At 57.5% G+C, this 23452-nt stretch carries 21 protein-coding genes; 8 read left to right on the top strand and 13 right to left on the bottom strand.

Features of this window, described 5'->3' with window-relative positions; translation table 11 throughout:
- Nucleotides 1-46: 46 nt before the first annotated feature.
- Both ispH and lspA read right to left on the bottom strand, forming a co-directional pair.
- Nucleotides 47-997: a 4-hydroxy-3-methylbut-2-enyl diphosphate reductase gene (gene ispH, locus JQU52_RS00530; RefSeq protein ID WP_230339265.1), complete on the bottom strand. Its 951-nt coding sequence runs from the start codon at nt 995-997 to the stop codon at nt 47-49.
- Nucleotides 998-1189: 192 nt separating this feature from the next.
- A complete protein-coding gene (lspA, locus tag JQU52_RS00535) occupies nt 1190-1693 on the bottom strand; it encodes a signal peptidase II (RefSeq protein WP_230339266.1) in 504 nt (167 codons plus the stop codon).
- 257 nt (nt 1694-1950) lie between these two features.
- Between lspA and JQU52_RS00540 the strand changes: the two genes are divergently transcribed.
- Entirely contained in the window at nt 1951-3735 is a 1785-nt protein-coding gene (locus tag JQU52_RS00540; protein ID WP_230339267.1) for a BCCT family transporter, read from the top strand.
- A gap of 250 nt (nt 3736-3985) precedes the next feature.
- On the opposite strand, the gene ileS is transcribed toward JQU52_RS00540, so the two are convergent.
- The gene (gene ileS, locus JQU52_RS00545; RefSeq protein ID WP_230339268.1) at nt 3986-6766 is read right to left on the bottom strand and encodes an isoleucine--tRNA ligase; all 2781 of its coding nucleotides are present in this window, start codon (nt 6764-6766) and stop codon (nt 3986-3988) included.
- A 95-nt stretch (nt 6767-6861) separates the two neighbouring features.
- Nucleotides 6862-7806, bottom strand: a complete 945-nt coding sequence (gene ribF, locus JQU52_RS00550) for a bifunctional riboflavin kinase/FAD synthetase (RefSeq protein WP_230339269.1) — start codon at nt 7804-7806, stop codon at nt 6862-6864.
- A 296-nt stretch (nt 7807-8102) separates the two neighbouring features.
- On the opposite strand from ribF, the gene JQU52_RS00555 reads away from it, so the two are divergent.
- On the top strand, nt 8103-8852 hold the full coding sequence (locus JQU52_RS00555; protein ID WP_230339270.1) for an amino acid ABC transporter permease: 750 nt from the start codon (nt 8103-8105) through the stop codon (nt 8850-8852).
- Nucleotides 8853-8953: 101 nt separating this feature from the next.
- On the opposite strand, the gene tal is transcribed toward JQU52_RS00555, so the two are convergent.
- The gene (gene tal, locus JQU52_RS00560; RefSeq protein ID WP_230339271.1) at nt 8954-10012 is read right to left on the bottom strand and encodes a transaldolase; all 1059 of its coding nucleotides are present in this window, start codon (nt 10010-10012) and stop codon (nt 8954-8956) included.
- A 178-nt stretch (nt 10013-10190) separates the two neighbouring features.
- Between tal and JQU52_RS00565 the strand changes: the two genes are divergently transcribed.
- From JQU52_RS00565 to hpf, 6 genes are all read left to right on the top strand, one after another.
- Nucleotides 10191-11165 carry a KpsF/GutQ family sugar-phosphate isomerase gene (locus JQU52_RS00565; protein ID WP_230339272.1) on the top strand — a complete coding sequence of 325 codons (975 nt, stop codon included), beginning with the start codon at nt 10191-10193 and terminating at the stop codon, nt 11163-11165.
- Nucleotides 11166-11325: 160 nt separating this feature from the next.
- Nucleotides 11326-11904, top strand: a complete 579-nt coding sequence (lptC, locus tag JQU52_RS00570) for an LPS export ABC transporter periplasmic protein LptC (protein ID WP_230339273.1) — start codon at nt 11326-11328, stop codon at nt 11902-11904.
- Nucleotides 11885-12376 carry a lipopolysaccharide transport periplasmic protein LptA gene (gene lptA / locus JQU52_RS00575; protein WP_230339274.1) on the top strand — a complete coding sequence of 164 codons (492 nt, stop codon included), beginning with the start codon at nt 11885-11887 and terminating at the stop codon, nt 12374-12376. The genes lptC and lptA overlap by 20 nt, the downstream gene beginning before the upstream one ends.
- 9 nt (nt 12377-12385) lie before the next feature.
- Nucleotides 12386-13129, top strand: coding sequence for an LPS export ABC transporter ATP-binding protein (gene lptB / locus JQU52_RS00580; protein ID WP_230339275.1), 744 nt, complete (start codon nt 12386-12388; stop codon nt 13127-13129).
- A gap of 36 nt (nt 13130-13165) precedes the next feature.
- Nucleotides 13166-14524: an RNA polymerase factor sigma-54 gene (rpoN, locus tag JQU52_RS00585; RefSeq protein WP_230339276.1), complete on the top strand. Its 1359-nt coding sequence runs from the start codon at nt 13166-13168 to the stop codon at nt 14522-14524.
- A 78-nt stretch (nt 14525-14602) separates the two neighbouring features.
- Nucleotides 14603-14929: a ribosome hibernation-promoting factor, HPF/YfiA family gene (hpf, locus tag JQU52_RS00590; RefSeq protein WP_230339277.1), complete on the top strand. Its 327-nt coding sequence runs from the start codon at nt 14603-14605 to the stop codon at nt 14927-14929.
- Between the two features lie 77 nt (nt 14930-15006).
- Here hpf and JQU52_RS00595 read toward each other — a convergent pair whose 3' ends face one another.
- The 8 genes from JQU52_RS00595 to JQU52_RS00630 all read right to left on the bottom strand — a co-directional run bounded on the left by JQU52_RS00595 (nt 15007) and on the right by JQU52_RS00630 (nt 23443).
- Nucleotides 15007-16236, bottom strand: a complete 1230-nt coding sequence (locus JQU52_RS00595) for a beta-ketoacyl-ACP synthase (RefSeq protein ID WP_230339278.1) — start codon at nt 16234-16236, stop codon at nt 15007-15009.
- On the bottom strand, nt 16230-16964 hold the full coding sequence (fabG, locus tag JQU52_RS00600; protein WP_230339279.1) for a 3-oxoacyl-ACP reductase FabG: 735 nt from the start codon (nt 16962-16964) through the stop codon (nt 16230-16232). The genes JQU52_RS00595 and fabG overlap by 7 nt, the downstream gene beginning before the upstream one ends.
- Entirely contained in the window at nt 16961-17464 is a 504-nt protein-coding gene (locus JQU52_RS00605; RefSeq protein ID WP_230339280.1) for an ApeP family dehydratase, read from the bottom strand. Before JQU52_RS00605 ends, fabG begins: the two co-directional genes overlap by 4 nt.
- Entirely contained in the window at nt 17458-18678 is a 1221-nt protein-coding gene (locus tag JQU52_RS00610) for a beta-ketoacyl-ACP synthase (RefSeq protein WP_230339281.1), read from the bottom strand. Before JQU52_RS00610 ends, JQU52_RS00605 begins: the two co-directional genes overlap by 7 nt.
- Before the next feature lie 2 nt (nt 18679-18680).
- The gene (locus JQU52_RS00615; protein ID WP_230339282.1) at nt 18681-19190 is read right to left on the bottom strand and encodes a hypothetical protein; all 510 of its coding nucleotides are present in this window, start codon (nt 19188-19190) and stop codon (nt 18681-18683) included.
- Between the two features lie 8 nt (nt 19191-19198).
- On the bottom strand, nt 19199-20461 hold the full coding sequence (locus tag JQU52_RS00620; protein WP_230339283.1) for an NAD(P)/FAD-dependent oxidoreductase: 1263 nt from the start codon (nt 20459-20461) through the stop codon (nt 19199-19201).
- A gap of 71 nt (nt 20462-20532) precedes the next feature.
- On the bottom strand, nt 20533-22899 hold the full coding sequence (locus JQU52_RS00625; RefSeq protein WP_230339284.1) for an MMPL family transporter: 2367 nt from the start codon (nt 22897-22899) through the stop codon (nt 20533-20535).
- On the bottom strand, nt 22844-23443 hold the full coding sequence (locus tag JQU52_RS00630; protein WP_230339285.1) for a LolA family protein: 600 nt from the start codon (nt 23441-23443) through the stop codon (nt 22844-22846). The genes JQU52_RS00625 and JQU52_RS00630 overlap by 56 nt, the downstream gene beginning before the upstream one ends.
- Nucleotides 23444-23452 lie beyond the last annotated feature (9 nt).

Below are 23452 nucleotides of genomic sequence, written 5' to 3' on the forward strand. Positions count from 1 at the left end.
AGGCTGCCTGAAAACACTTCAGGCAGCCTTTACCATACCATCCGGTTTAAGCCTGCTCAGCCTCATCCCGCAAGGCTTTGGGCAGCACAAAAATAATGCTTTCTTCCACGCCCTCGCCTTCCAGCACCGCCTGATGCCCCCAGCCTTGCAAGGTGGTAATCACTTCTTGCACCAACACTTCCGGCGCCGAAGCCCCAGCAGTTACGCCGATATTATGCTTCCCCACAAACCAGGCTGCATCAAGCTGGCCGGCATTGTCCACCATATAAGCGTCTACGCCGCGCAGGGCGGCCACTTCGCGCAAGCGGTTGCTGTTGGAGCTGTTGGGCGAGCCCACCACCACCACCACATCGCATTGTGCCGCCAAATCTTTTACCGCTTCCTGGCGGTTGGTGGTGGCGTAGCAGATGTCTTCTTTGTGCGGGCTTTTGATGTGCGGGAAGCGGGCTTTCAGGGCGGCAATGATGTCGGCGGTTTCGTCTACCGACAAGGTGGTTTGGCTCACATGCGCCAATTTTGCCACATCGCGCACCGCCAGTTTGGCCACATCTTCCACCGTTTCCACCAGCAGCATGGCGCCATCGGAAAGCTGGCCCATGGTACCTTCCACTTCGGGGTGGCCTTTGTGGCCAATCATAATGATTTGATAGCCTTGCGCATCCAGCCTATCCACTTCTTTGTGCACTTTGGTAACCAGCGGGCAAGTGGCATCAAACACGCGAAAACCGCGCTGCGCCGCTTCGTCTTGTACCGCTTTGGAAACACCGTGGGCGGAATAAATCAGCGTGGCGCCTGCGGGCACATCGGCCAAATCTTCAATAAACACCGCGCCTTTTTCGCGCAGGTTGTCGACCACAAATTTATTGTGCACCACTTCATGGCGCACATAAATCGGCGCACCGAAGCGTTCGATGGCACGCTCAACAATGCTGATGGCGCGATCCACCCCGGCACAAAAGCCGCGCGGATTGGCCAGAAGAATGGTTTTGTTGTTCATAATCGGCTCTGTGTTGTGTTGTTTAGGCTGCCTGAAGCTATACCCATTCTACAAAATAAGATAACAAGGCGGAACTGATTTACTTGGTGCTTCAGCACCCTAGTAAATCGTTCTCTTTGAGCTGAGCCAAAGACAGTACAAATAGTACGGCAAGGCGAGCCAACGCAGTTAGGTTGTTTTGTAGAATGGGTATTATTTTTCTGCGGTGGCTTTGTCGGCTTTCTGCTGTTTAAAGCCGTCCAGCACCAATAATACCGCGCCCACACAAATAAAGCTGTCGGCAATATTAAACGCGGGGTAAAACCAGTTTTGGTAATAGAACAGCAAAAAATCAATCACATGGCCGTGCAACAAGCGGTCGACCACATTGCCCACCGCCCCGCCGATAATCATCGCCGCGCCCCATTTGCCCCAAGCGCCGAATTCGTCTTTCACAATGCTGCGTGCCAGCCAAGTGCAAATCACCAGCGCCAGCCCCAAAAAGAAAAACTTCTGCCAGCCACCGGCATCGGCCAAAAAGCTGAAAGCGGCGCCGGTGTTGTACACCAAGGTTAAATCGAAAAAGTTGGGGATGATATTGAGCCGTTCGGCAAACTGGAAATGGCGAATTACCGCCACTTTGGTGATTTGATCCAGCACAATCGCCAGCACCACCAACAGCCAGTATTTGGCCAAGGATTTTTTTTCTGCAGACATGGTTTTGCGGGTAGGGAAATAAAGCTGCGTATTTTACGCTATTCACGCCGATACCGCAGATTTTTGCCGATTTTGACGCCTGCACATTGCTAAGCGCAAATTAAATCAATTTATCATTAAAAATGAACAATTTAACCATATGCTATAATGCACCGTTCGTTTTTAAGGGCAATCAGCTGTTAGCCAACTTGTTAGCACAGCCCTGTTGTCAGGCAAATGCAGCATACCGCCGCACCGCCCCCACCACAGGAGACCGCATGACCCAACCACGTCACCCCCGCCATTTAGGCACCTTTGATGCCGATATGGCCATTAGCCAGCGCACCCCTGCGCACATTCCCGACACCCGCATCGACAAATTCACCTTTTTTGGCGTGTTGTTGATTTTATTCGGCGTTACCCTGCCGCTGGTTTTGTTTCCGCAGCAAGGCGCCGACTGGGTGGCCTTGGCCAAAACCTTTGTTACCGACACCTTCGGCGTGTTTTACCTCGCCTTGGGCGTGATGTCGGTGCTGTTTGTACTCTACATCGCTTTTTCCGACATCGGCAGCATCAAATTAGGCAAGCCCGAAGACGAGATGGAATTCAAAACCAGCTCGTGGGCGGCGATGATGTTTTGCGGCGGCATCGGCGGCAGCATTTTGTATTGGGGCGTGATTGAGTGGGCGTATTACTACCAAGGCCCGCCCTTCGGCCTGCCGCCCGGCTCCCCCGAAGCCATCCGCTGGGCTTCTACTTACGGCATTTTCCACTGGGGGCCGGTGGCGTGGGCGATTTATCTGGTGCCCGCCATCCCGATTGCCTATTTCGCCCATGTGCGCAACTCGCCGCGCTTGAAGGTAAGCCAAAGCCTGATGCCACTGTTTGGCGAAAAATTTGCCGCCAGCAACTGGGGCAAAATAGTGGATATTTTCTTTGTGTTCGGCATGATTGGCGGTGGTGCCACCACCTTGGGTTTGGCCTCGCCGATGATTAACGAAGGCCTGCACGAGCTGTTTGGCCTGCCCAAAAACCTGTGGATGCAAATGGCGGTGTTGCTGGCCACCACCGCTTTGTTTGCCTACAGCGCCTATCGCGGCCTCAAAGGCGGCATTCAGTTTTTGTCCAACATCAATTTTTATCTGGCCATCGGCTTTGTAACATTTGTGCTGCTGGTAGGCCCCACCGTGTTTATCCTCAATACCGGATTGGAAGCCATGGGGCGCTCGCTCACGCAAATGTTCACCATGATGACCTGGACCGAGCCTTTCGGCCAATTTGCCGAGCACGGCTTTAAAGACACCCATTTCCCCAAAGACTGGACCGTATTCTACTGGGCATGGTGGCTGGTGTTCGCCCCCACCGTGGGCCTGTTTATCGCCAAAATTTCCAAAGGCCGCACCATCCGCCAAATGGTGGTGGGCGCCATTTTCTTCGGCTCACTCGGCTGCGCGGTGTTTTTTATCGTATTGGGCAACTACAGCCTCTATTTGCAGCTTTCAGGCAGCCTCAACGTGGTGGACATCCTCAACAACCAAAGCCCCACCGCCGCCATTTTTGCCGTGCTGAACACCCTGCCCATGGCCAAGCTGGCGATTGCCGTGTTTACGCTGCTGGCGATTATTTTCACCGCCACCACTTTCGACTCGATTTCCTACATTCTGTCTTCGGTGGTACAGCGTGAAGTGGATGGCGAGCCGCACCGCTGGAACCGCCTGTTTTGGGCATTCACCCTGTGCTTTATGCCCGCCGTGTTGCTGTTTTTGGGTGGCCTGGCCACTTTGCAAACCGCCTCGATTTTTGCCGGCGCACCGCTGATTGTGATTATGGTGCTGATGATGATGTCCATCATCAAAGCCGCTAAATACGACCTGCACTACCAGCCGGACTACTCGCTCAAAACCATCCACATCGAAGAAGTGGCCGACAACGCCCCGTGGGAACTGGGCGAAACTTCCCCCGCGCCTGAAGGCTCGGTGCTGGCACAACAGGCCGAATACGAAGAAGCGCGCCAACAGCAAGACGACGACACCGACACCTCCGATAAACCGCCGCTGGCTTAAAGCAATAAGGTAATGGCGTCAATAAAAGGCTGCCTGAAGGTTTTGGCTTCGCAGAAGCCGGGCTTTCAGGCAGCCTTTCTGTTGTTTCATTTGAACCAGCATCGGATTCAAGCATCCGGCATACGCCAATTTATATCCGTTGTTTATGTATTCCACCATAAATAAAGGCTGCAAATAAAGGCTGCCTGAAAATCACATTTTCAGGCAGCCTTTATTTAAAACCAGCCATCAAAACAACTAGCCATAAGCATCAAGCATAATGCCGCTGCTCACCCGCGCCGTCCAGATTATCGGCACAGCGCGCGCAGATGGTGGGATGCTGTTCGTTGCTGCCGATGTCGTCGGTGTAGTGCCAGCAGCGTTCGCATTTTTCGCCGCCGCTCACCCCGGCGCTCACGGCCAAGGTTTCGCCTTCCGTTACGCTGGCTTTAGACACCAGCAACACAAAGCGCAATTCATCGCCTAAGGCTTTCAGGTAGCCTGCGGTTGCGGCCGGCGCGGTAATCGCCACTTCGGCCTGCAAAGAAGAACCCACGGTTTTGTTGCTGCGCAAAGGCTCGATGGCGGCGGTAACGGCTTCGCGTACTTGGCGCACGGCCTGCCATTTTTGCAGCAGTGCCGCTTCGCTGGCTTCGGGCATATCGGGGAAGTTGTGCAGGGTGTGGAACAGCACGCTGTCTTCGGCGCCGCCGCCAATGATGTCCCACGCTTCTTCGGCGGTGAAGCACAAAATCGGCGCCATCAGCAGCACCAAATTGCGGGTGATGTGGTAGAGCGCGGTTTGCGCGCTGCGGCGGGCGTGGCTGTTGGCGGCGGTGGTGTAGAGACGGTCTTTCAAGATGTCCAGATAAAACGCGCCCAAATCTTCGGAGCAAAATTGCACGATGTCTTGCACGGCGTAGTGAAAGGCGTAGCGCGGGTAGAAATCGCCCGCCAGCCGCTCTTGCAATTGACGCGCCAGCACCAGTGCGTAGCGATCCAGCTCCAACATGCGCTCTTGCGGCACCGCGTGTTCGATGGGATCGAAGTCGCTCAAATTGGCCAGCAAGAAGCGCAAGGTGTTGCGCAGGCGGCGGTAGCTTTCGGTAACACGTTTGAGGATTTCGTCGGAAATGGCCAGCTCGCCGGAGTAATCGGTGGAAGCCACCCACAGGCGCAAGATGTCGGCGCCCAGCGTGTCGTTCACTTTTTGCGGCGCAATCACGTTGCCGATGGATTTGGACATTTTTTGGCCGTTGCCGTCGACCACAAAGCCGTGGGTGAGCAATTGCTTATACGGGGCGCGTTCTTGGGTGGCGCAGCCGGTGAGCATCGACGACTGAAACCAGCCGCGGTGTTGGTCGCTGCCTTCCAGATAGAGATCGGCCGGCCAAGCCAGCTCTTCGCGGCGCTTGAGCACGGCAAAGTGGGTGCTGCCGGAGTCAAACCACACATCGAGCGTGTCTTTCAGCTTTTCGTAGCTATCGGCTTCATCGCCCAAGAGTTCGCGGGCATCTAAGGCAAACCAAGCTTCGATGCCTTTTTCTTCAATGCGCTGCGCCACCGCTTCCAGCAATTCGGCACTGCGCGGATGCAGCTCACCGGTTTCTTTGTGGGCGAAAAAGGTCATCGGCGTGCCCCAGTTGCGCTGGCGGCTCACCACCCAATCGGGGCGGCCTTCAATCATGGCTTCCAAGCGGGCGCGGCCCCAAGCGGGGAAAAATTCGGTGGCGTCCACCGCTTTCATGGCGGTGTCGCGCAGGGTTTTACCGGCCACACCGGCTTTGTCCATGCCGATAAACCATTGGCCGGTGGCGCGGTAAATCAGCGGGGTTTTGTGGCGCCAGCAGTGGGCGTAGCTGTGTTCGATTTTGGTGTTGGACAGCAGGCGGGCATCTTCGGCCAGCCAGTCGATAATCAGCGGGTTGGCTTCCCACACGGTAAGCCCTGCCAAGCGCGGCACGTCGGCACGGTAGCGGCCTTCGCCGTTGACCGGGTTATCCAGTTTGATGCCGTATTTCAGGCACACAAAATAGTCTTCCAAGCCGTGCGAGGGCGCGGTGTGCACCAAGCCGGTACCGGCATCGGTGGTAACGTGTTCGCCGTTGAGCATGGGAATATCGCGCGGCAAAAACGGGTGGCTGAGCAGCAGGTTTTCCAAACGGCTGCCATCGGCTTCGGCCAGCACGGTGGTGTCGGTAAAGCCGTAGCGTTGCAGCGCGGCCTCGGCCAAATCTTTGGCCAACACCAGCTTGCCTTTGGGCGTGTCGATGAGTTGATACACCACGTCGGCACCGGCGCTGATGGCCTGGCTGGCGGGCAGCGTCCACGGGGTGGTGGTCCAAATCACCGCAAAGGCGTTGCCGCTGATTTCAGGCAGCCCAAAGGCTTTGGCCAGCGCGGCGTTGTTTTGAAACGGATAGGCCACGTCGATGGCGGGCGACACTTTGTCTTTGTACTCCACTTCGGCTTCGGCCAAAGACGAGCCGCAGTCCAAGCAAAACTGCACCGGCTTTTCGCCACGGTATAAATAGCCCGCCTGCTGGATTTTGCCCAGCGTGCGCACAATATCGGCCTCGGTTTGGTAGTTCATGGTGAGGTAGGGGTTGTCCCAGTCGCCCAACACGCCCAAGCGGATAAAGTCGCGCTTTTGTTTGGCGATTTGCTCGGTGGCGTATTCGCGGCACAGCTCACGGAATTTGGCGGCGGGAATGTTTTTGCCGTGCAGCTTTTCCACCATCAATTCAATCGGCAGGCCGTGACAATCCCAGCCGGGCACATAGGGCGCATCAAATCCGGCCAGCGTTTTGCTGCGGATGATGATGTCTTTGAGGATTTTATTCACCGCATGGCCGATGTGGATGTCGCCGTTGGCATAGGGCGGGCCGTCGTGCAAAATAAATTTCGGCCGCCCTTTGGCGATTTGGCGCAGTTTTTGGTAGCGCTGCTGCGCATACCAGTCTTTCAGCCAGCCCCCTTCGCGCTTGGCCAAATCGCCACGCATGGGAAAGGGAGTGTCCAGAAGGTTGACGGTTTTGCGGTAGTCGGTCATAAGGTTCTCAAATGATGGTTTTATATAATTTACAGGTATTTTATTTAAATTTTAGCGCAGCCTATTATCCATAAGGCTGCCTGAAAGCCATGGCGCTAATTCCTATCGGCTTCATGTGCCGGCCAAATCCGTGCTGCGTCCATATCGGCCCAGATTTGCTGCTTCAAGGCATCTAAGCTGTCGAATTTCAGCTCGTCGCGCAGCTTGTGCAAAAAATGCACGCTTAAACGCTGACCGTATAAATCGCCCGCCCAATCCAGAATATGCACTTCCAGCTTTTGCGTACGCGTATGGGAAACCGTGGGGTTAAAGCCAAAGCTGGCGGCACCGCGGCGGCGGCCAAAATCACCGCACACGTCCACCACAAACACGCCGCTCAAAGCATAGTGGTGCGGCGGCAAATGGATGTTGGCGGTGGGGCTGTCCAAGGTGCGCCCCAGCTTGGCGCCGTGTTTCACATGGCCGCTGAGGGTGTATTCGTGGCCGAGCAATTGCTGTGCATAAGCCAAATCGCCTGCGGCCAAAGCACGGCGCACGGCGGTGCTGGATGCCCGTTCGTCGGCCACCAACACCGAAGGCGTGCGCTCGGTGATGAATTCGGCTTGCTGTTGCAGCAGGGCAAAATCACCACCGCGCTGCGCACCAAAACGGAAATCGTCGCCCACCAGCAAATAGCGGGTGTTTAAATCGGCCAGCAGCACTTGGCGGATAAAATCGGCCGCGTTCATATCGGCCAGCGCCGAATTAAAACGCAACACCCACACCGCATCCACGCAGCCCGTGTCGGCCAGCAACGCCAGCTTGTCGCGCAAAGGGCTTAAGCGGTAAGGCAAGGGGCGCTGCGCTTTGCGGGCAAAAAATTCTTGCGGCTGCGGCTCAAACACCACCGCCACCGCCGCCAATCCGCGCGCATCGGCCTGCGCACGCAGGCACTGCAAAATATGACGGTGGCCTTGATGCACACCGTCAAAATTACCAATGGTTACCGCCGCGCCTTGCGGCCAATGCGGCTTTTGCCCGCTCCCCAACCAGACTTGCATAGTGTTCTTTGGCTTGGCTTTACACAAGCGCATCATTGTAAACGCATTGTTGCGGCTTATCCAGCCGAAAGCAGGCCATCAGCGCCCGACACAGACTGCCAACACCCCGGCGCCACGCTATTTTGCTGCCCATGCACATAAAATAATTTCAGCCGCCGCCTTTTTTGTGGTTAAAATAAACGGCATTGGCGCAGTATGCCGCTGGAAATGCACGCGCACCAAAGCGGTTGTGTATGCAAAAAGCCGACATAACCATTTTTGATTAAACAATAAACACACCACACCGGGATAAACACATGTCTTTTCGTTTTGACATTATCTACGAATACCGTGAAATGTTTTTTTACGGCGCCCTCACCACATTGGGCATCACCGTGGTTTCCACATTTGCTGGCACCATTTTGGGCTTGATTGGCGCACTGGCTCGGGTAATCCGCGCCGAAAAAGGCGGCTTTCCGGTTAAGGTGATTATCTGGCTAGCACGGCAAGTGTCTTTGCTGTACGTTACCCTGTTTCGTGGCACACCTTTGTTTGTGCAGATTTTTATCTGGTATTTCGTCTGGTTCCCCATACTCATCAACCCCACCGACGGCCTATTGATTAGCGGCGATGCGGCGATGGAGTTGCGGCGCAACTACGGCGCACTGATTGCGGGCACGCTGGCCTTGTCGGTGAATGCCGGTGCCTACATCACCGAAATTTTCCGCGCCGGTATCCAGTCGATAGACCGCGGCCAAGTGGAAGCGGCGCGTTCGCTGGGCTTAAGCTACCCGCAAGCCATGCGCCACATCATCCTGCCGCAAGCAGTACGGCGTATGCTGCCACCGTTTGGCAATGAATTCATCACCTTGCTGAAAGACAGCTCGCTGGTATCGGCGATTGCGGTGGCTGAGCTGGCCTTTGTGGCGCGCTCAGTAGCCGGGCGCTATTCAGTATACGAAGAGCCGTATTACACCATTGCCCTGATTTACTTGGTGATGACCATGGGTTTGAGCTGGCTGTTCTCGTGGCTGGAAAAACGCTACAACACCGGCTACGAACGTTAAGCCAACCTCACCCGCATCGTTAGCCAACAATAAGCCCGCCATCATCAGCATGGCGGGCTTATTGTTGGCATCTCAGTAACAGCGTTCAGGCAGCCTGAATATTAAGAACGCAGCGGTTCCAGCAAAGCCTCAAACGCATCCACAAACTGCTGCAAGCCGTCTTGTTGCAAGCGCACGGCCAGCACTTCTACGTCCACACCCAAGGCGGCCAGCTCGTCCAGCACTTTTAGTGCGGCGGGCACATCTTCTGTTAAGGTCAACCCGGCCACGCCGTGGTCGATAAAGGCTGCCAAGGTTTTATCCGGCACCGTGTTAACAGTATGCGCGCCAATCAGGCTTTCCACATACAGCACATCCGAATAATCCGGATTTTTGGTGCCGGTGGAAGCCCACAACAAGCGCACCGGTGCGGCACCTTCGGCGGCCAAATCGGCAAAATCCACGCCGGCAAAAAAATCTTGCCATTCTTGATAAGCTGTTTTGGCCAAGGCAATGGCGGTTTTGCCTTGCAAATGGGTGGGCAAGGTGGTGTCCAGTGCGGCATCAATGCGCGACAAGAAAAAGCTGGCCACCACTTGAATGCCCGCCACCGGCAAACCTTGCGCTTTGCGGCGGCGCAGGCCTTCGCAATAAGCCTGGTAAGCCTTGAGCACCTGCTTGCGCGAAAACAGCAAGGTTAAGTTGATGTGCAAACCGGCGGCCACCAGCTCGGTGAGCGCCAGCAAACCGGCATCGGTGGCGGGCACTTTAATCATCACATTGTCGCGGCCGATGGCAGCGTGCAAACGCTTGGCTTCGGCCACAGTACCGACCGCATCGTCGGCCAGATTCGGTGCCACTTCCAAGCTCACAAAGCCGCTGGCGCCGTTTTCGGCACGGTATTCGGGCAGGCACACATCACAGGCTGCCTGAACATCGGCAATCGCCAAAGCTTCATAGCGCTGCTTGGGGCTGAGGTTTTGCTGTTTTAATGCTGCCACTTCATCGGCATACAACGCATCACCGGCAAAGGCTTTCTGAAAAATGGCCGGATTCGAGGTAACCCCGCACACGCCTTCTTGCAACATGCGCGCCAACTCGCCCGATTGCACCAGCGAACGCGACAGGTTATCCAGCCAGATTTGCTGCCCCAAGGCTTTAACTTGCTTTAAAACGGTCATTTTGACTTCCTTAATAAATATAAATTTGCGCGCAGCATCAGCGTGCTGCCGATAACACCTAACTGTAGCCACCCACACTGCTTTTGACAAGTGAAACACCCAAAAGCAAGCCTTAACGGTATAATTTGGTTTACATTAAAACCATCTTGTTTTTCAGGCAGCCTGTAAAGCCCTTACTATGAATACGCCTTCATCTTATTTGCAATGGGCAAAAGACGTTTTTGCCATTGAACAAGCCGCCATTGCCGAAGTGGCCGCCAGTTTGGATTACCGCTTTAATCAAGCCGTAGAAGCGATTTTAAATGCCAACGGCCGGGTGGTGATTACCGGCATGGGCAAAAGCGGCCACATCGGCCGCAAAATCGCCGCCTCGCTGGCCTCCACCGGCACACCCGCGTTTTTTATCCATCCGGCCGAAGCCGCCCACGGCGATTTGGGCATGGTGGTGGATGGCGATGTGATTATCGCCCTCTCCAACTCAGGCGAAAACGATGAAATTCTGGCCATCATCCCCGCCATCAAGCGCAAAAACGTGCGCCTAATCAGCATCACCGGCAAACCGCAGTCGAGCATGGCACAACATGCCGACATCCATTTGCTGGCCGCCGTATCGCAAGAAGCCTGCCCTTTTGGGCTGGCACCCACCTCCAGCACCACCGCTGTATTGGTGTTGGGCGATGCGCTCACCGTGGCCTTGCTGCGCGCCCGCGCCTTCACCCCGGAAGACTTCGCGCTAAGCCACCCCGCCGGCAGCTTGGGCAAACGCCTGCTGCTCACCGTGGCCGATTTAATGCACAGCGGCGATGCCCTGCCCTTGGTGGGCGAGCAAACGCCTTTGCGCGAAGCCATCATCACCATGAGCGAAAAAGGGCTGGGCATGCTGGTGGTAGTCAATGCCCACGGCCAGCTGAGCGGCGTTTTTACCGATGGCGACTTGCGTCGCCTATTCCAGCGGCAAACCCAGCTAACCGAGGTGCGCATGGCCGACATCATGCAGCCGCAGCCGCACACCATCGGCAGCGACAAACTGGCAGTGGAAGCGCTCAAACAAATGGAAGACAACAAAATCAACGGGCTGATTGTGATTGATGCGCATGCACGGCCACTGGGCGCATTGAATATGCACGACTTACTCCAAGCCCGCATCGTTTAACGCCGGCTTGGCACCATTACGGTTTGACGGCTCTGTGTTAAGATAGCCCCATTGTTTGAATTGATTTAGGCTGCCTGAAAACGCCGCCGCATGGTTTGAAATACAATCCCAAGCCACATTAATAGCCATTCTTTCAGGCAGCCTCGGAGGCATACACCGCATGATCAAAGCCCGTGGCAACTGGTTTTTTCCGCTGATTCTGGCGCTGCTGATGGGCAGCGTCAGCGTGTGGCTGGATCGCGTCAGCCAAATCAGCACTGAAGAAATCGCCCTCAACCCCAACGAGCCCAAATACCGCATCAACGGCATCAGCGCCGAGCGCTTCGATGCCGACGGCCTGCCCGGCGAAAGCCTCACCGCCACCGCCGCCTGGCAGCTACCGCAGCAAAACATTGTTAACATCGACAACCCGCAGCTCACCCTGCTGCGCCAAGGCAAGCCGCAATATCAGGTATCTTCAGCGCTGGCGCAATACCATACCGACAGCCGCGAAGTGGTGTTCAGCGACAACGTGGTGCTGCACCAAAGTGCCGACGGCAATGGCAATGAAGGCATGCTCAACACCAGCCGCCTCACCGTCAACACCGCCACCCAAACCGCTAAAACCGATGCCAAGGTAGACTACCACTACGGCCTGTCGCAAGGCAGCGCAGTGGGTTTTGAATACAACAAAGAACGCGGGTTTTTAAACCTGTCTTCGCGCGTAAAGGCCATTATTTATGACCCCAAAAAACCTTAAGCTCTTGGCCGTGTGCTTGCTCACCGGCATCAGCACCCATGCTTGGGCGCTGGAAAGCGACCGCAACCAGCCCATCGCCATCGAAGCCGACCAAGGCTCGCTGGATCAAGGCAACCAGAGCACCGTGTTTTCCGGCAATGTGCAAATCCGCCAAGGCAGTCTGTATATCAACGCCGCCCGCGTGGAAGTGAACCGCGACAACGCCGGCAACCAAACCATGCGCGCCAGCGGCAGGCCGGTTCAGTTTGGCCAACAATTGGAAAAAGACGGCATGGTTAAAGGCCAAGCCAACGAAGTGCGCTACGCCAGCGCCAGCGGCATCGTGACCCTCACCGGCAACGCGCGGGTAGAGCGCGGCAGCGACATGGCGCGCGGCCACAGCATTGTTTACAACACCCGCACTGAAGTGTACACCGTGAGCGGTGGCGGCAAAGGCCGCGTGAGCGTGCTTATCCAACCGCAAAACAAATAGGATTGCCGCATGACCTCCAGCCCTTCTTCAGGCAGCCTACTCAGCGTACACGGCCTGCAAAAAAGCTTTAAAAACCGCCAAGTGGTTAAAGACGTGGGTTTATCCTTGGCCAGCGGCGAAGTGGTGGGCTTGCTCGGCCCCAACGGCGCCGGTAAAACCACCAGCTTTTACATGATTGTGGGGCTGATTGCCGCCGACGCCGGCAGCATCACCCTTGATAATCAGGAAATCCGCCACCTGCCCATCCATGAGCGCGCCCGCTTAGGCTTAGGCTATCTACCGCAAGAAGCCTCGATTTTCCGCAAAATGACTGTGGCGCAAAACATCCGCGCCATTCTGGAAATCAGCGGTCGCAACAAAGCCGAAATGGACGCCGCACTCAACACCTTGCTGGCCGATCTGCACATCGAGCACCTGCGTCACAACAGCGCCCTGTCGCTTTCCGGCGGCGAGCGCCGCCGCGTGGAAATCGCCCGCGTACTGGCCATGCAGCCGCGCTTTATTCTGCTGGACGAGCCCTTCGCCGGGGTAGACCCGATTGCAGTCATCGACATCCAAACCATCATTGCCTTTTTGAAACAGCGCGGCATCGGCGTACTGATTACCGACCACAACGTGCGCGAAACCCTGCGCATTTGCGACCGCGCCTATATCATCAACCAAGGCAGCGTACTGGCCACCGGCCACCCGGAGGAGCTGGTGCAAAACGAAGAAGTGCGCGCCGTGTATTTGGGTGAAAATTTCGACTATTAAATAAAAAGCCAAACCGCCACCAATATCGACACCGTTATGACCAAAGCCGCCCTCAGCCTCAAGCTGAAGCAGACACAACAGCTCAACCAAAATCTGCAGCAATCGCTGCGGATATTGCATATGTCGGCTCAGGCTTTGGAAACCGAGGTGGCCGAATGGCTGGCCGACAATCCCTTTCTGGAAAAACCCGACACCGACACCGAAGCATTCGAGCTACCACCACAGCAATACACCAAACCGGCCGAACACGTGCATGTGGGTGGCGATGAAGCCGCCGATATCTGGGCCACCGTGGCCGCCGAAGACGACTTACACAGCCAATTGCACGCGCAAGTGTGCGAGCACCCGCTGGATGACAGCATCGCCGCGCAAGTACACCTCTTAATCGACAGCCTCGACGAACACGGCTACCTTGCCGACAGCCTGGCCGACATCGCCGAGCACACGCCACTGGAATGGATGCTCAGCAAAGACAGCTTGGCGCAGGCATTGGCTGCACTGCAACGCTTCGACCCGCCCGGCATCGGCGCACGCAACCTCACCGAATCGCTGCTGCTGCAATTGGCACGCCAGCCGCAAGACGATATCCGCAAATGCGCCGGCCTATTGGTGCGCCACCATTTGGGACAATGGCAAAGCGCGGCACAGCAAAAACAATTGCTGCGCGCCCTGCCCCAATTCAACGAAACCACTTTTCAGGCAGCCTTGCAATGCATCGCCGCCCTCAATCCCCACCCTGCCTACGGCCACACCGCCGCCGGCCAGCCCACCGCCTATGTGCAGCCCGACGTCATCATCCGCGAAAGCCGCAAAGGCTGGCAAATCGAGATGGTCAAAGCCGCTTGGCCGCAAGTGCAGCTCAACATCGAATACACCGAACTCTTGGCCGAAACCGAACTAGACCCGGCCTTTAAAAGCAAATGGCAAGAAGCCCAAGCCCATCTGGACAGCCTCAAGTTGCGGCAAAACACCGTATTGCGGCTGGCCGAGTGGATTTTAGACAAACAACAAGACTTCTTTATCTTCGGCCCCATCGGCTTGGCACCGCTCACCCTCAAAGAAGCCGCCCAAGCGTTGGGCTTGGCCGAAAGCACCATTTCAAGAGCAGTGAACCAAAAATATTTGGCTTGCCCGCGCGGAGTGTTTGCGTTACGCTATTTCTTCAGCCAAGCGGTGTCACAAAACGAACACAATGAAGCCGGCAGCAGCCAACGCGCCGTGCAAACCCTGCTCGAAACGCTGATACAGCAAGAAAACCCGCAACAGCCCTATTCCGATAGCGAGCTGGTGACACAACTGGCCAAACACGGCATTACCTTGGCTCGGCGCACCGTAGCCAAATACCGCGAAGCCTTGAAAATCGCCCCGGCACACCAACGTAAACAGACAAATTAAAGAACGCCCCTATTTGTTCAGGCTGCCTGAAAGGCAGCAACCCGCGGCACCCCGCCGCACAAACCGTAGGAGTTGATTATGAACCTGAAATTCACCGGACTGAATATTGATGTTACCGATGCGCTGAAAGACTACATCAGCACCAAATTGGCGCGCATCACCCGCCATGTGGACAACGTGATTTCCGTGGTGGTGACCTTATCGGTGGAGAAGTTAAATCAAAAAGCCGAAATCGACCTACATTTGTCGGGCAAGGATTTGCATGTTGAATCGGTGGACACCGATATGTATGCCGCCATCGACAGCCTGATGGACAAACTGGATCGTGCGGTGCTGAAACACAAAGAAAAAAGCACCAACCACCGCGCCACCCCCACCGGCCAAATGGCTGCCCAAAGCGAATAAACCCTCTGGTTGAATCTCATGTAAAACAGCACCCCCTGAAAGAAATTTCAGGGGGTGCTGTTTTGCGGTTGGTGGTGTTAACCCCAGCGCTTCAGCACCAAGGAGGTATTCACCCCACCAAAGGCAAAATTGTTGTTCACCACGTATTCGGTTTCAATCCGCCGCCCTTCGCCGGTGATGTAGTCCAGCTCGCCGCAGCGCGGATCCACTTGGTTCAGGTTGAGCGTGGGGGCAAACCAGTTGTCGTTCATCATGGCAATCGAAAACCAGGTTTCCAGCGCACCGCAAGCGCCCAGCGTGTGGCCAAGATAGCTTTTTTGCGAGCTGATGGGCATATGGCGGCCAAACAGGCGCTCGGTGGCGCGGGTTTCAGCAATATCGCCCTGTTCGGTGGCGGTGCCGTGGCCGTTGACATAGCCCACCGCCGGCGGTGCAATACCGGCATCGTCTAAAGCCAATTGCATACAGCGGTGCATGGTGGCCTCTTCTGGCCGTGTCACATGGCTGCCGTCGCCATTGCTGCCAAAGCCGACAATTTCGGCATAGATTTTGGCGCCGCGCGCACGCGCGTGTTCGTATTCTTCCAGCACCAACATCCCCGCGCCTTCGCCAATCACCAAGCCATCGCGCCCAGCATCATAAGGACTAGGCGTTTGCTTGGGGGTGCTGTTTTTAAGGCTGGCGGCATACAGCGAGTCGAACACATAGGCTTCCGACGGACACAATTCTTCGCCGCCACCGGCCAGCATCAAATCAATCTTGCCGAATTTAATCGCCTCATAGGCATAGCCGATGCCTTGGCTGCCTGAAGCACAGGCGCTGGAGGTGGGAATCACCCGCCCGGTAAGGCCGAAAAAAATGGCGATATTGGCCGCGGTGGTGTGCGGCATCATGCGGATATAGGTATTGGCACTGAATCCGGGCGCGGCACCCTCAAGCAGCAGCTGCCCCATATCGCGGATATCACGGGTGCTGCCCACGGAAGAGCCGCAGGCCACGCCCATGCGCCCGTCGCGAATCAGCGCTTCGCCCAGCAAACCGGCGTCGGTCAAGGCATCTTCGGCCGCAGCCACACACAGCTGCGACACGCGCCCTAGGCTGCGCAATTGTTTGCGGGTCCAGTGTGCGGGCACGGCAAAATCACGTATCGGCGCGGCCAGGCGGGTGTTCAATTCGGGATAACAATCCCACTCGGGCATGGCCACCACCGCATTTTCATAGGCCGCCAAACCTTGGCGTATGCTCGCCCAATTGCGCCCCAAGGCCGAAATGCCGCCGATGCCGCTAATCACCACCCGTTTCAACACAAACCCCCATTCACCGCCAATACTTGGCGGGTAATATAGGCCGCCTTATCAGACATCAAAAACGCCACCGCATGTGCCACTTCTTCAGGCAGCCCCATGCGGGCGGCGGGAATCATTTTCAAAATTTCGGCCACCGGCACATTCTCGTCAATAATATCGGTGTCGATCAAACCCGGTGCCACGCAATTGACGGTAATCTTGCGCTTGGCCAACTCCAGCGCCAATGCCTTGGCTGCGCCCATCACACCGGCTTTGGAAGCGCTGTAATTCACCTGGCCGCGGTTGCCCACCAAGCCGGATACCGAGGTGATGCACACAATACGCCCCGGCGCGCGGCGGCGTATCATCGGCATCATCAATGGGTGCAGCACATTGTAAAAACCGTCTAGGTTGGTGCGTAATACGCTGTCCCAGTCGTCATCGCTCAAGGCCGGAAAGGCATTGTCGCGTGTGAGCCCGGCATTGAGCACCACGCCGTAATAGGCGCCGTTTTGCTCGATATCGGCTTCCAACAAAGCCTTGGCCGCAGCTCGGTCGGCCACGTCGAACATCAGCACGCGGGCTTGGCGCCCCAAATCGCGAATTTGTTGCGCCACCGTTTCGGCTTCAGCCGCACGGCTGCGTCCGTGCACCACCACGTCAAAACCTTCGGCGGCCAGCGCCAGCGCAATGGCACGGCCAATGCCGCGGGTGGCACCGGTTACCAACACCGTGCGTGTTTCATTCATGTTGTTGCTTTCTGTGTTTGTGCCAGGTAACCGTCTAAATCCGGCGGGCTGAATACATTTAACGCCGCTTGTGCCACCAGCCCGTTTTCAGGCAGCCTAAAACCGGCGGGCGCGGCGATGATGCGCAAGCTGCAATCGAATACGGCAAAGCCGTTGTTATCGCGAATAGATTGCCGGGTTTCGGCCAGCAACTCACAGCCCAGCGGCAATGTATCGGCAAACAGATGCAGCTTGCGCGTACCCAGCAAAAAGCCCAACCGCACCGACTCGCCGCCATTGTGGGCATGAATGCCATCCAAAGCCGCGATGCATTGCGCCATGATTTCCATCGCCATCCATGCCGGCACGGTGCCGTCGGGCTGCATCAACACATGGTCGGCACCGATATGGGCACTGGCTTGCAGGCTTTCGTGGTCGTAGGCCAAAACTTCATCCAGCAGCACCATATGGCCGCTGTGCGGCAATAAGGCCGCCACATCGGAAATGGGACAGCTCAGCATACATCCTCCGCAGGCTCGCCAATAATCAGCGCGCTGTTGTTGCCGCCAAAAGCAAACGAAGTGCTCAGGCCGATGCGCCGATGCGCCGGCCAATGGCTGCCTGAAGCCGTTAAGGCCAACGGCGGCAAGGCCGCATCGTAGCCCGCAGGCAGATATTGTGCCGGCAACTGCCCGTTCGGATTATCCGCACGGCTGGCCATGCCCCACACCAGCGCCGCTTCCAGTGCCCCGGCCGCGCCTAAAGTATGGCCGGTATAGGGCTTGGTAGACGTACACTGCGTGGCCGCGCCAAAACACTGCGCCACCGCCGTGCTTTCCATGCTGTCGTTCAGTTCGGTGCCGGTGCCGTGCAGATTAATCCAGCCGATGTCGTGCGGATGCAAGGCCGCATTGGCCAAGGCTGCCTGTAAAGTTTGCACCGCACCCGCACCATCGGGGCGTGGGCTGGACATATGCCAAGCATCGCTGCTGGCGCCGTAGCCCAGCAAGCACAAGTCTTGCGGATGCGCCTGCTCGCGGGTGGCCACAAACACCGCCGCCGCTTCGCCGATATTGATGCCGCGCCGCCCCGATGCAAACGGCGTGGCGGTGTCGTCGGACAACACCTCCAGCGCGGCAAAACCGTTTACCGTGAGCAGCGACAAACAATCCACACCGCCGCACACCACCGCATCGGCCAAACCGGCACGCAGTAGCCGCGCCGCGCTAATCAAAGCCCGCGCGCCGGAAGTGCAGGCGGTGGAAATCACATAGGCCAAACCACCCAAGCCGTATTGCCATTGCACAAATTCTGCCGGAGAAGACAACAGCTGATGCGGCTGGCCAAAACCACTGTCGGCCCAGCCACCACCGCCCACCACATGTTGAAAAGCAGCGATGTTTTCATCCACGCCACTGGTGGACGTGCCCAGCACCACCGCCACCCGTGCAGCACCATAGCGCTGTTTGGCGGCTTCGATTTGCGGCTCTACCGCCGCTAGCGCATGCCACAGCAATTGATTGTTGCGGCTGCTCAAGCCCGGCGGCACCTCCGGCGCAAACGGACGCAGGGCTTGGTTTACCGCGCCCACGGGCAAATTGCGCCCATGCACCCACGCTTCGGATTGGCTCAACTGCGGCGGCCATGGTGACAACAAGGCCGCCACAGTGGCGGCCAAACCATCGCCCACAGCCGACAATACGCCGGGGTGGCTTAAATAAATGGCTGCGTTCATGCCTATTCTTCGATTATCTTGACTTGCCAGTGATCACCGGTGGCGGTGTGGATTTGCCATTCGCCTTCATTCAGTGCGCGGATGCGCCACAGCTCGCGGCCATTGTGCTGGCGGTAAACCGTATCTTGGCCTTGCGTGGCGGCCGTGAGCTGCGGATACAGGGTTGTCTCGCCGCCCAACAATGCCAACATGGCGGCAAACAGCTGGCTGGCGCGACGGTTGGGCGGCACAAAACCATCGTTGCGCCAACCACGGCTGTCGATACGCTGGCGCGCCAACGGCACACCAAAGGCATCGGTTTGCACCCAACGCCAATATGTGCCTTGCGCATCCGCCAGCGCCTGCACTGCCAACAGGCTTTGGCGGCCATTTTGCATGTCGGTAAGCTGAAACCAATGCGCTTGTGCCAGCGCAGGCAAGTGTTGCGGCACCGGTGCGTTCAGGCTGCCTGAAAACAAGGCGCAGCCACCCAGCAGCCATGCCAATACCATAATGTAAACATATTTTAACACAAAAAGCCTCAAACCGCTGTTGGTGTGGCCGCACCGCAAATTTCCGCCAAGGCCTGCAAACGCCGCGTTGACTTGGTTACAAAAGGATTGCTTTCGTCCCAGGAGTAGCCCGCCAAAATGGCGCTAATCATGCGGCGGATATCGGGGTTGACCTGTTCGCTGCAGCTGTAAATCACGTCTTGGAAGCTGCCGTCGTACCAGCCGCTCACATAAGTGCGAAAGGCATTCACGCCCACCATCAGCGGCACGGCAAATTCGCTTTGCCAATCCACCACTTCGCCGCTCAATTGCCGGTGCAGCAACGCTGCCGCCAATTTGGCCGAATGCAGAGCAATGGTCACGCCGGAAGAAAACACCGGATCCAAAAACTCGGCGGCATTGCCCAGCAGTGCAAAATGACGACCATGCAAGGCTTTCACATTGGCAGAATAGTTGCTCAAGCTGCGAAACGGCACGCCGTTGTCCCACACCGCATTGGTCAATATGCGCGCCAACATCGGCACTTCCGACACAAATTGCTTCAACACGGCTTCATCGCCCACCAAACCCTCGCGCTGCAAACGCGCAGGCTCACCCACCACGCCGATGGAAGCGCGGCCATTGCTAAACGGAATCAGCCAAAACCACACGTCACGCAACTTAGGATGGGTGCTAATCAGGATTTTATTGCGGTCAAATTCATTGCCCACGATATGGTCGTCGATGTGGGTGAACACCGCTTGGCGCGGCGGCAATGATGATGGCGTTTCCAAATCCAGCAAGCACGGCAGCACGCGGCCATAGCCACTGGCATCGAGCACAAAGGCTGCCTGAAGCGTGTAGGCTTCACCCGTTTCCGGCTGCACGGTAAGCCGCGCTTGTTCACCGCTGTGGTCAAACGCGGTCACACCGTGGCCAAAGCGCACGTCCACGCCCTGCTTGGCCGCTTCGTCAATCAATACTTTGTCGAACACCGCACGCTGCACCTGAAACGTAGTGCCGGGGCCGGGGGTGAATTTATCGGTGAATTCAAAACAGGTATAGCGCTCGCCCCAAGTAAAGGCGGCGCCGTTTTTATACTGAAAGCCCGGCGTGGCCGCGACTGCTCGCGCCATGCCCGCTTCCTCCAGCATTTCCATGCAGTGCGGCAACAGGCTCTCGCCAATCACAAAGCGCGGGAAATGCTGCTTTTCCAACACGCATACCCGGTAGCCGTGGCGCCGCAGCAAGGCCGACACCACCGCACCCGATGGCCCGGCACCGATTACCGCCACATCCACTGTTTGATTCATGTTTTATCCCATCCAGTTTGTCAGAACCACAGCTTGCCATTCTAAAACACCCTTGCGCAGCACGCTTTGTGTCAACGCAAGCCTTTATCATACGGCAGCAGCCAAGTGGCCAGCAGCACATTCCATACCACACCGATGGCCACCGCCAGCCCGAAACCGGCCACCGCCGGCGTAGCGCTAAATCCCAGTAACACAAACGAAATCAAGGTAGTGGCCGCCGCCAACAGCATGCCGATTAAGCGCTCATGGCCGTCGTGCTTGGCGGTAGCAATATACAGCGCATAATCCACACCAATGGCCGACACCAGCAGCAAGCCGAACATGGCAAACAAGCTCACCGGCTGCCCCAGCCAACCCAACACCGCCACCGTGAGCACCGCCGCGGCCAACGGCACCGCCAGCACCTGGCTGCCGCGCCGTCGCCCCAATATCGCCATCAATGCCAGCCATGCCAGCGCAAACGACACCAACTTCAGCCAAGCCGCCTGATTGCGGGTTTGGTGGAATAAGGTATTCAGCCGCGCCGGTTTGTCCACCCAGTGCACGCCCGCCACCGCTGCGGCCGCATCGCGCAAGGCGGCGGTGTCGTGCACGCCGTTCAAACGCACCATGCCGACAAAACGCCCCGGTGCCACCTGCCCCAAATACAAAGGCTGCCACGCTTGCGCCAAGGGATTATTCAGGCTGCCTGAAAGGCTTACCGGCGGCAAGGCGGCGGTTTGCAGCAAAGCTTGACGCATCGTTTCATCAGGCACGCCCAGTGCCGACATCTCTGCCCACAAGGCCGGTTGTGTCGCCATCTGGCGCAATTGGGCTTGCAATTGCCGCTGCGCCGCTTGCGGCAACACCCACTGGCTGAGCGATTGGAAACCGGCCAGGCTGCCTGAAGGCAAAGCGGCCAGCCGCTGGCTCAGTTTGGCATCGGCTTGCAGCAAGGCGTCTTCACTGTCCGCTTCAACTAAAAAAAACTGCCCCGCCGGCGCCACACCGCTGATGCGCCCTACGGCCTGCGCCTGCGCCAGCCATTGCGGCGACAAATGCACCCATTGGCGGATGTCGTCGTGCCAGTTGCTGCGCCACAAGCCTGCCAATGCCAACAGCAGCAGCGGCAGCAAGCCATAGCGCACGGCGCGTGTACGCCAACGCGGCAAGCGCTGTTGCCAGCCTTGCGCCCAAACCGCCAGCCACCGATTTGGCCGCGGCTGCCAGCGAGCAAACAAGGGCGGCAACAGCAAAGCGGTGGCGGCAAACGCGCCCACCAAGGCCACCGCTGAAAACACCGCCGTTTGCCGCAACACCGGCAAGGGCGTGAACAGCAACAAGGCATAGCCGCTCACGGTGACCGCCAAACTCACCACAAACACCGGCAACACCTGCCGCAAAGCCGGGCGGGCACGCCATTGCGACGACAACACCGCCGGCGTGAGCCAGTGCAGCGGAAAATCAATCAGCACCCCGATTAAGCTGGTGCCAATCACCACGGTGAGCACGTGCACATGGCCGAACACCGCCACACAAGCCGCCAAGCCCAGCAGCACGCCGCAGGCCAGCGGCAACAGCAGCAATAAAATGCGCAGACGGCGGAACACCGCCAACAGCAGCAATAAAGTAAGCCCCACGCCCGCCATGCTCATCCAGCGGCTTTCGCGCTCGGCCGCTGCGCGTGCTTCAGCGGCAAATACCGCGCCACCGGCAATCTGCACCGTTTGCCCGCCCGCAGCGGCGGCTTGTTGCGTTTGTTGCAGCAGCGGCAACAGCGCGGTTTGCGCATCGGCCACGCCGCTGTTGGGCGGCAACTCTGCTCGCACCAACACCCAATGGCGGCCATCGTGTTCAGCCCACAACATGCCGCTGTGTTCGTCCCACTGCAAATGGCCGCTTTGTTGTATTTTGGGTAGCATGAAGCGGCTTAAGCCCAGCCAATCTTGCGTCGGCGGCAGCAGTGCCGGTGTGGCAAACGGATTGGCCATGTCTTCGGCACGCTGGCGAAAGTAGGCTGGCGCTTGCTGCGGCCATTGCGCCGCCACCTCGGCGGGCAATAAGGCCAGCCGCAACGGCAGTGCCGCCTGCCGCCAAGCGGCCATATCCGGCTGGGTACGCTCGGTCACACTTTCAAACACACCGCTTTGGCGCCACAGCGCCGCCAGTGCCGATGCGCCCGCTTCGGCATTTTCCCGCTCGGCCGCCCCCACCAGCATCACCATTTGGCGGTTGAGTGCCGCTTCGCTCTGCGCCTGGGCATTGCGCTCAACCACACCCATTTGCGCATCGGCGGGCAACAGCTCGGCCAAATCGGTAACCAGCAGGCTGTGCCGATGCGCCTGCACCGCCAGCAAAGCCAGCGCAACCAACACCAGCAGCACATAGGCTGCGGTGGCCAGCCTAGTCGGCCAGCGCACGGCGGGTGTCGGCAGCCAATGCCGGATTAATGCGCACACGGCTAAAACGCATCACCGTTTTATCGCCCTGTTTTTCTTGCAGGGTAATTTGGCGCACCACATTATCGCCGGCAATGTCGATGCGGGTGAAAATCTGCTGCATCAGCGCGGTTTTGGGCGTGAGCACCAGCTGCCACGCTTGTTCAGTACCGCTTAAGCGCACCTCGAAATGCTGCTGCAAGCCTTGGGCATTGCCGCCAAGCAAGTCGAGAAACAGCTGCATCTGCCGCTGCTGCCCGCCCCCGCCGCTTTGCCGCTGCCATGCTTTACCCGTCCATTGCCACACGCCATCGGCACGCACGCGCAATTGTTGGGCAAACGGCTTTTGCATCTGCCACAACAAGGCGCGTTTCGGCTGCAACACAAATTCACCTTCGGTACGCAAGGGCTTGCCCAGCGAAGCCAAATAACGCTCTTGGGTAAAATCGCCCGCCACCGCCTGTGGCTGTTGCAGGCGCTGGCTCAAATCGGCCAAACCGAAGGCGTGGGCGCCCAAGCTGGCCATCAGCCAACACAGGCCAAACAGCCATTGCCAAAGTTTCATCTGATTGCC

Source organism: Paralysiella testudinis (assembly GCF_016894345.1).
GTDB classification, from domain to species: domain Bacteria; phylum Pseudomonadota; class Gammaproteobacteria; order Burkholderiales; family Neisseriaceae; genus Paralysiella; species Paralysiella testudinis.

Excerpts from the sequence above, each read along its gene's own strand:
- JQU52_RS00540 (WP_230339267.1), top strand. The coding sequence starts at position 1,951 with ATGACCCAACCACGTCACCCCCGCCATTTAGGCACCTTTGATGCCGAT.
- JQU52_RS00610 (WP_230339281.1), bottom strand. The coding sequence starts at position 18,678 with ATGAACGCAGCCATTTATTTAAGCCACCCCGGCGTATTGTCGGCTGTG.
- lptB (WP_230339275.1), top strand. The coding sequence starts at position 12,386 with ATGACCTCCAGCCCTTCTTCAGGCAGCCTACTCAGCGTACACGGCCTG.
- ribF (WP_230339269.1), bottom strand. The coding sequence starts at position 7,806 with ATGCAAGTCTGGTTGGGGAGCGGGCAAAAGCCGCATTGGCCGCAAGGC.
- rpoN (WP_230339276.1), top strand. The coding sequence starts at position 13,166 with ATGACCAAAGCCGCCCTCAGCCTCAAGCTGAAGCAGACACAACAGCTC.
- JQU52_RS00565 (WP_230339272.1), top strand. The coding sequence starts at position 10,191 with ATGAATACGCCTTCATCTTATTTGCAATGGGCAAAAGACGTTTTTGCC.
- lptC (WP_230339273.1), top strand. The coding sequence starts at position 11,326 with ATGATCAAAGCCCGTGGCAACTGGTTTTTTCCGCTGATTCTGGCGCTG.
- JQU52_RS00555 (WP_230339270.1), top strand. The coding sequence starts at position 8,103 with ATGTCTTTTCGTTTTGACATTATCTACGAATACCGTGAAATGTTTTTT.
- fabG (WP_230339279.1), bottom strand. The coding sequence starts at position 16,964 with ATGAATGAAACACGCACGGTGTTGGTAACCGGTGCCACCCGCGGCATT.
- lptA (WP_230339274.1), top strand. The coding sequence starts at position 11,885 with ATGACCCCAAAAAACCTTAAGCTCTTGGCCGTGTGCTTGCTCACCGGC.
- ileS (WP_230339268.1), bottom strand. The coding sequence starts at position 6,766 with ATGACCGACTACCGCAAAACCGTCAACCTTCTGGACACTCCCTTTCCC.
- JQU52_RS00605 (WP_230339280.1), bottom strand. The coding sequence starts at position 17,464 with ATGCTGAGCTGTCCCATTTCCGATGTGGCGGCCTTATTGCCGCACAGC.
- ispH (WP_230339265.1), bottom strand. The coding sequence starts at position 997 with ATGAACAACAAAACCATTCTTCTGGCCAATCCGCGCGGCTTTTGTGCC.
- tal (WP_230339271.1), bottom strand. The coding sequence starts at position 10,012 with ATGACCGTTTTAAAGCAAGTTAAAGCCTTGGGGCAGCAAATCTGGCTG.
- JQU52_RS00630 (WP_230339285.1), bottom strand. The coding sequence starts at position 23,443 with ATGAAACTTTGGCAATGGCTGTTTGGCCTGTGTTGGCTGATGGCCAGC.
- JQU52_RS00620 (WP_230339283.1), bottom strand. The coding sequence starts at position 20,461 with ATGAATCAAACAGTGGATGTGGCGGTAATCGGTGCCGGGCCATCGGGT.
- hpf (WP_230339277.1), top strand. The coding sequence starts at position 14,603 with ATGAACCTGAAATTCACCGGACTGAATATTGATGTTACCGATGCGCTG.
- lspA (WP_230339266.1), bottom strand. The coding sequence starts at position 1,693 with ATGTCTGCAGAAAAAAAATCCTTGGCCAAATACTGGCTGTTGGTGGTG.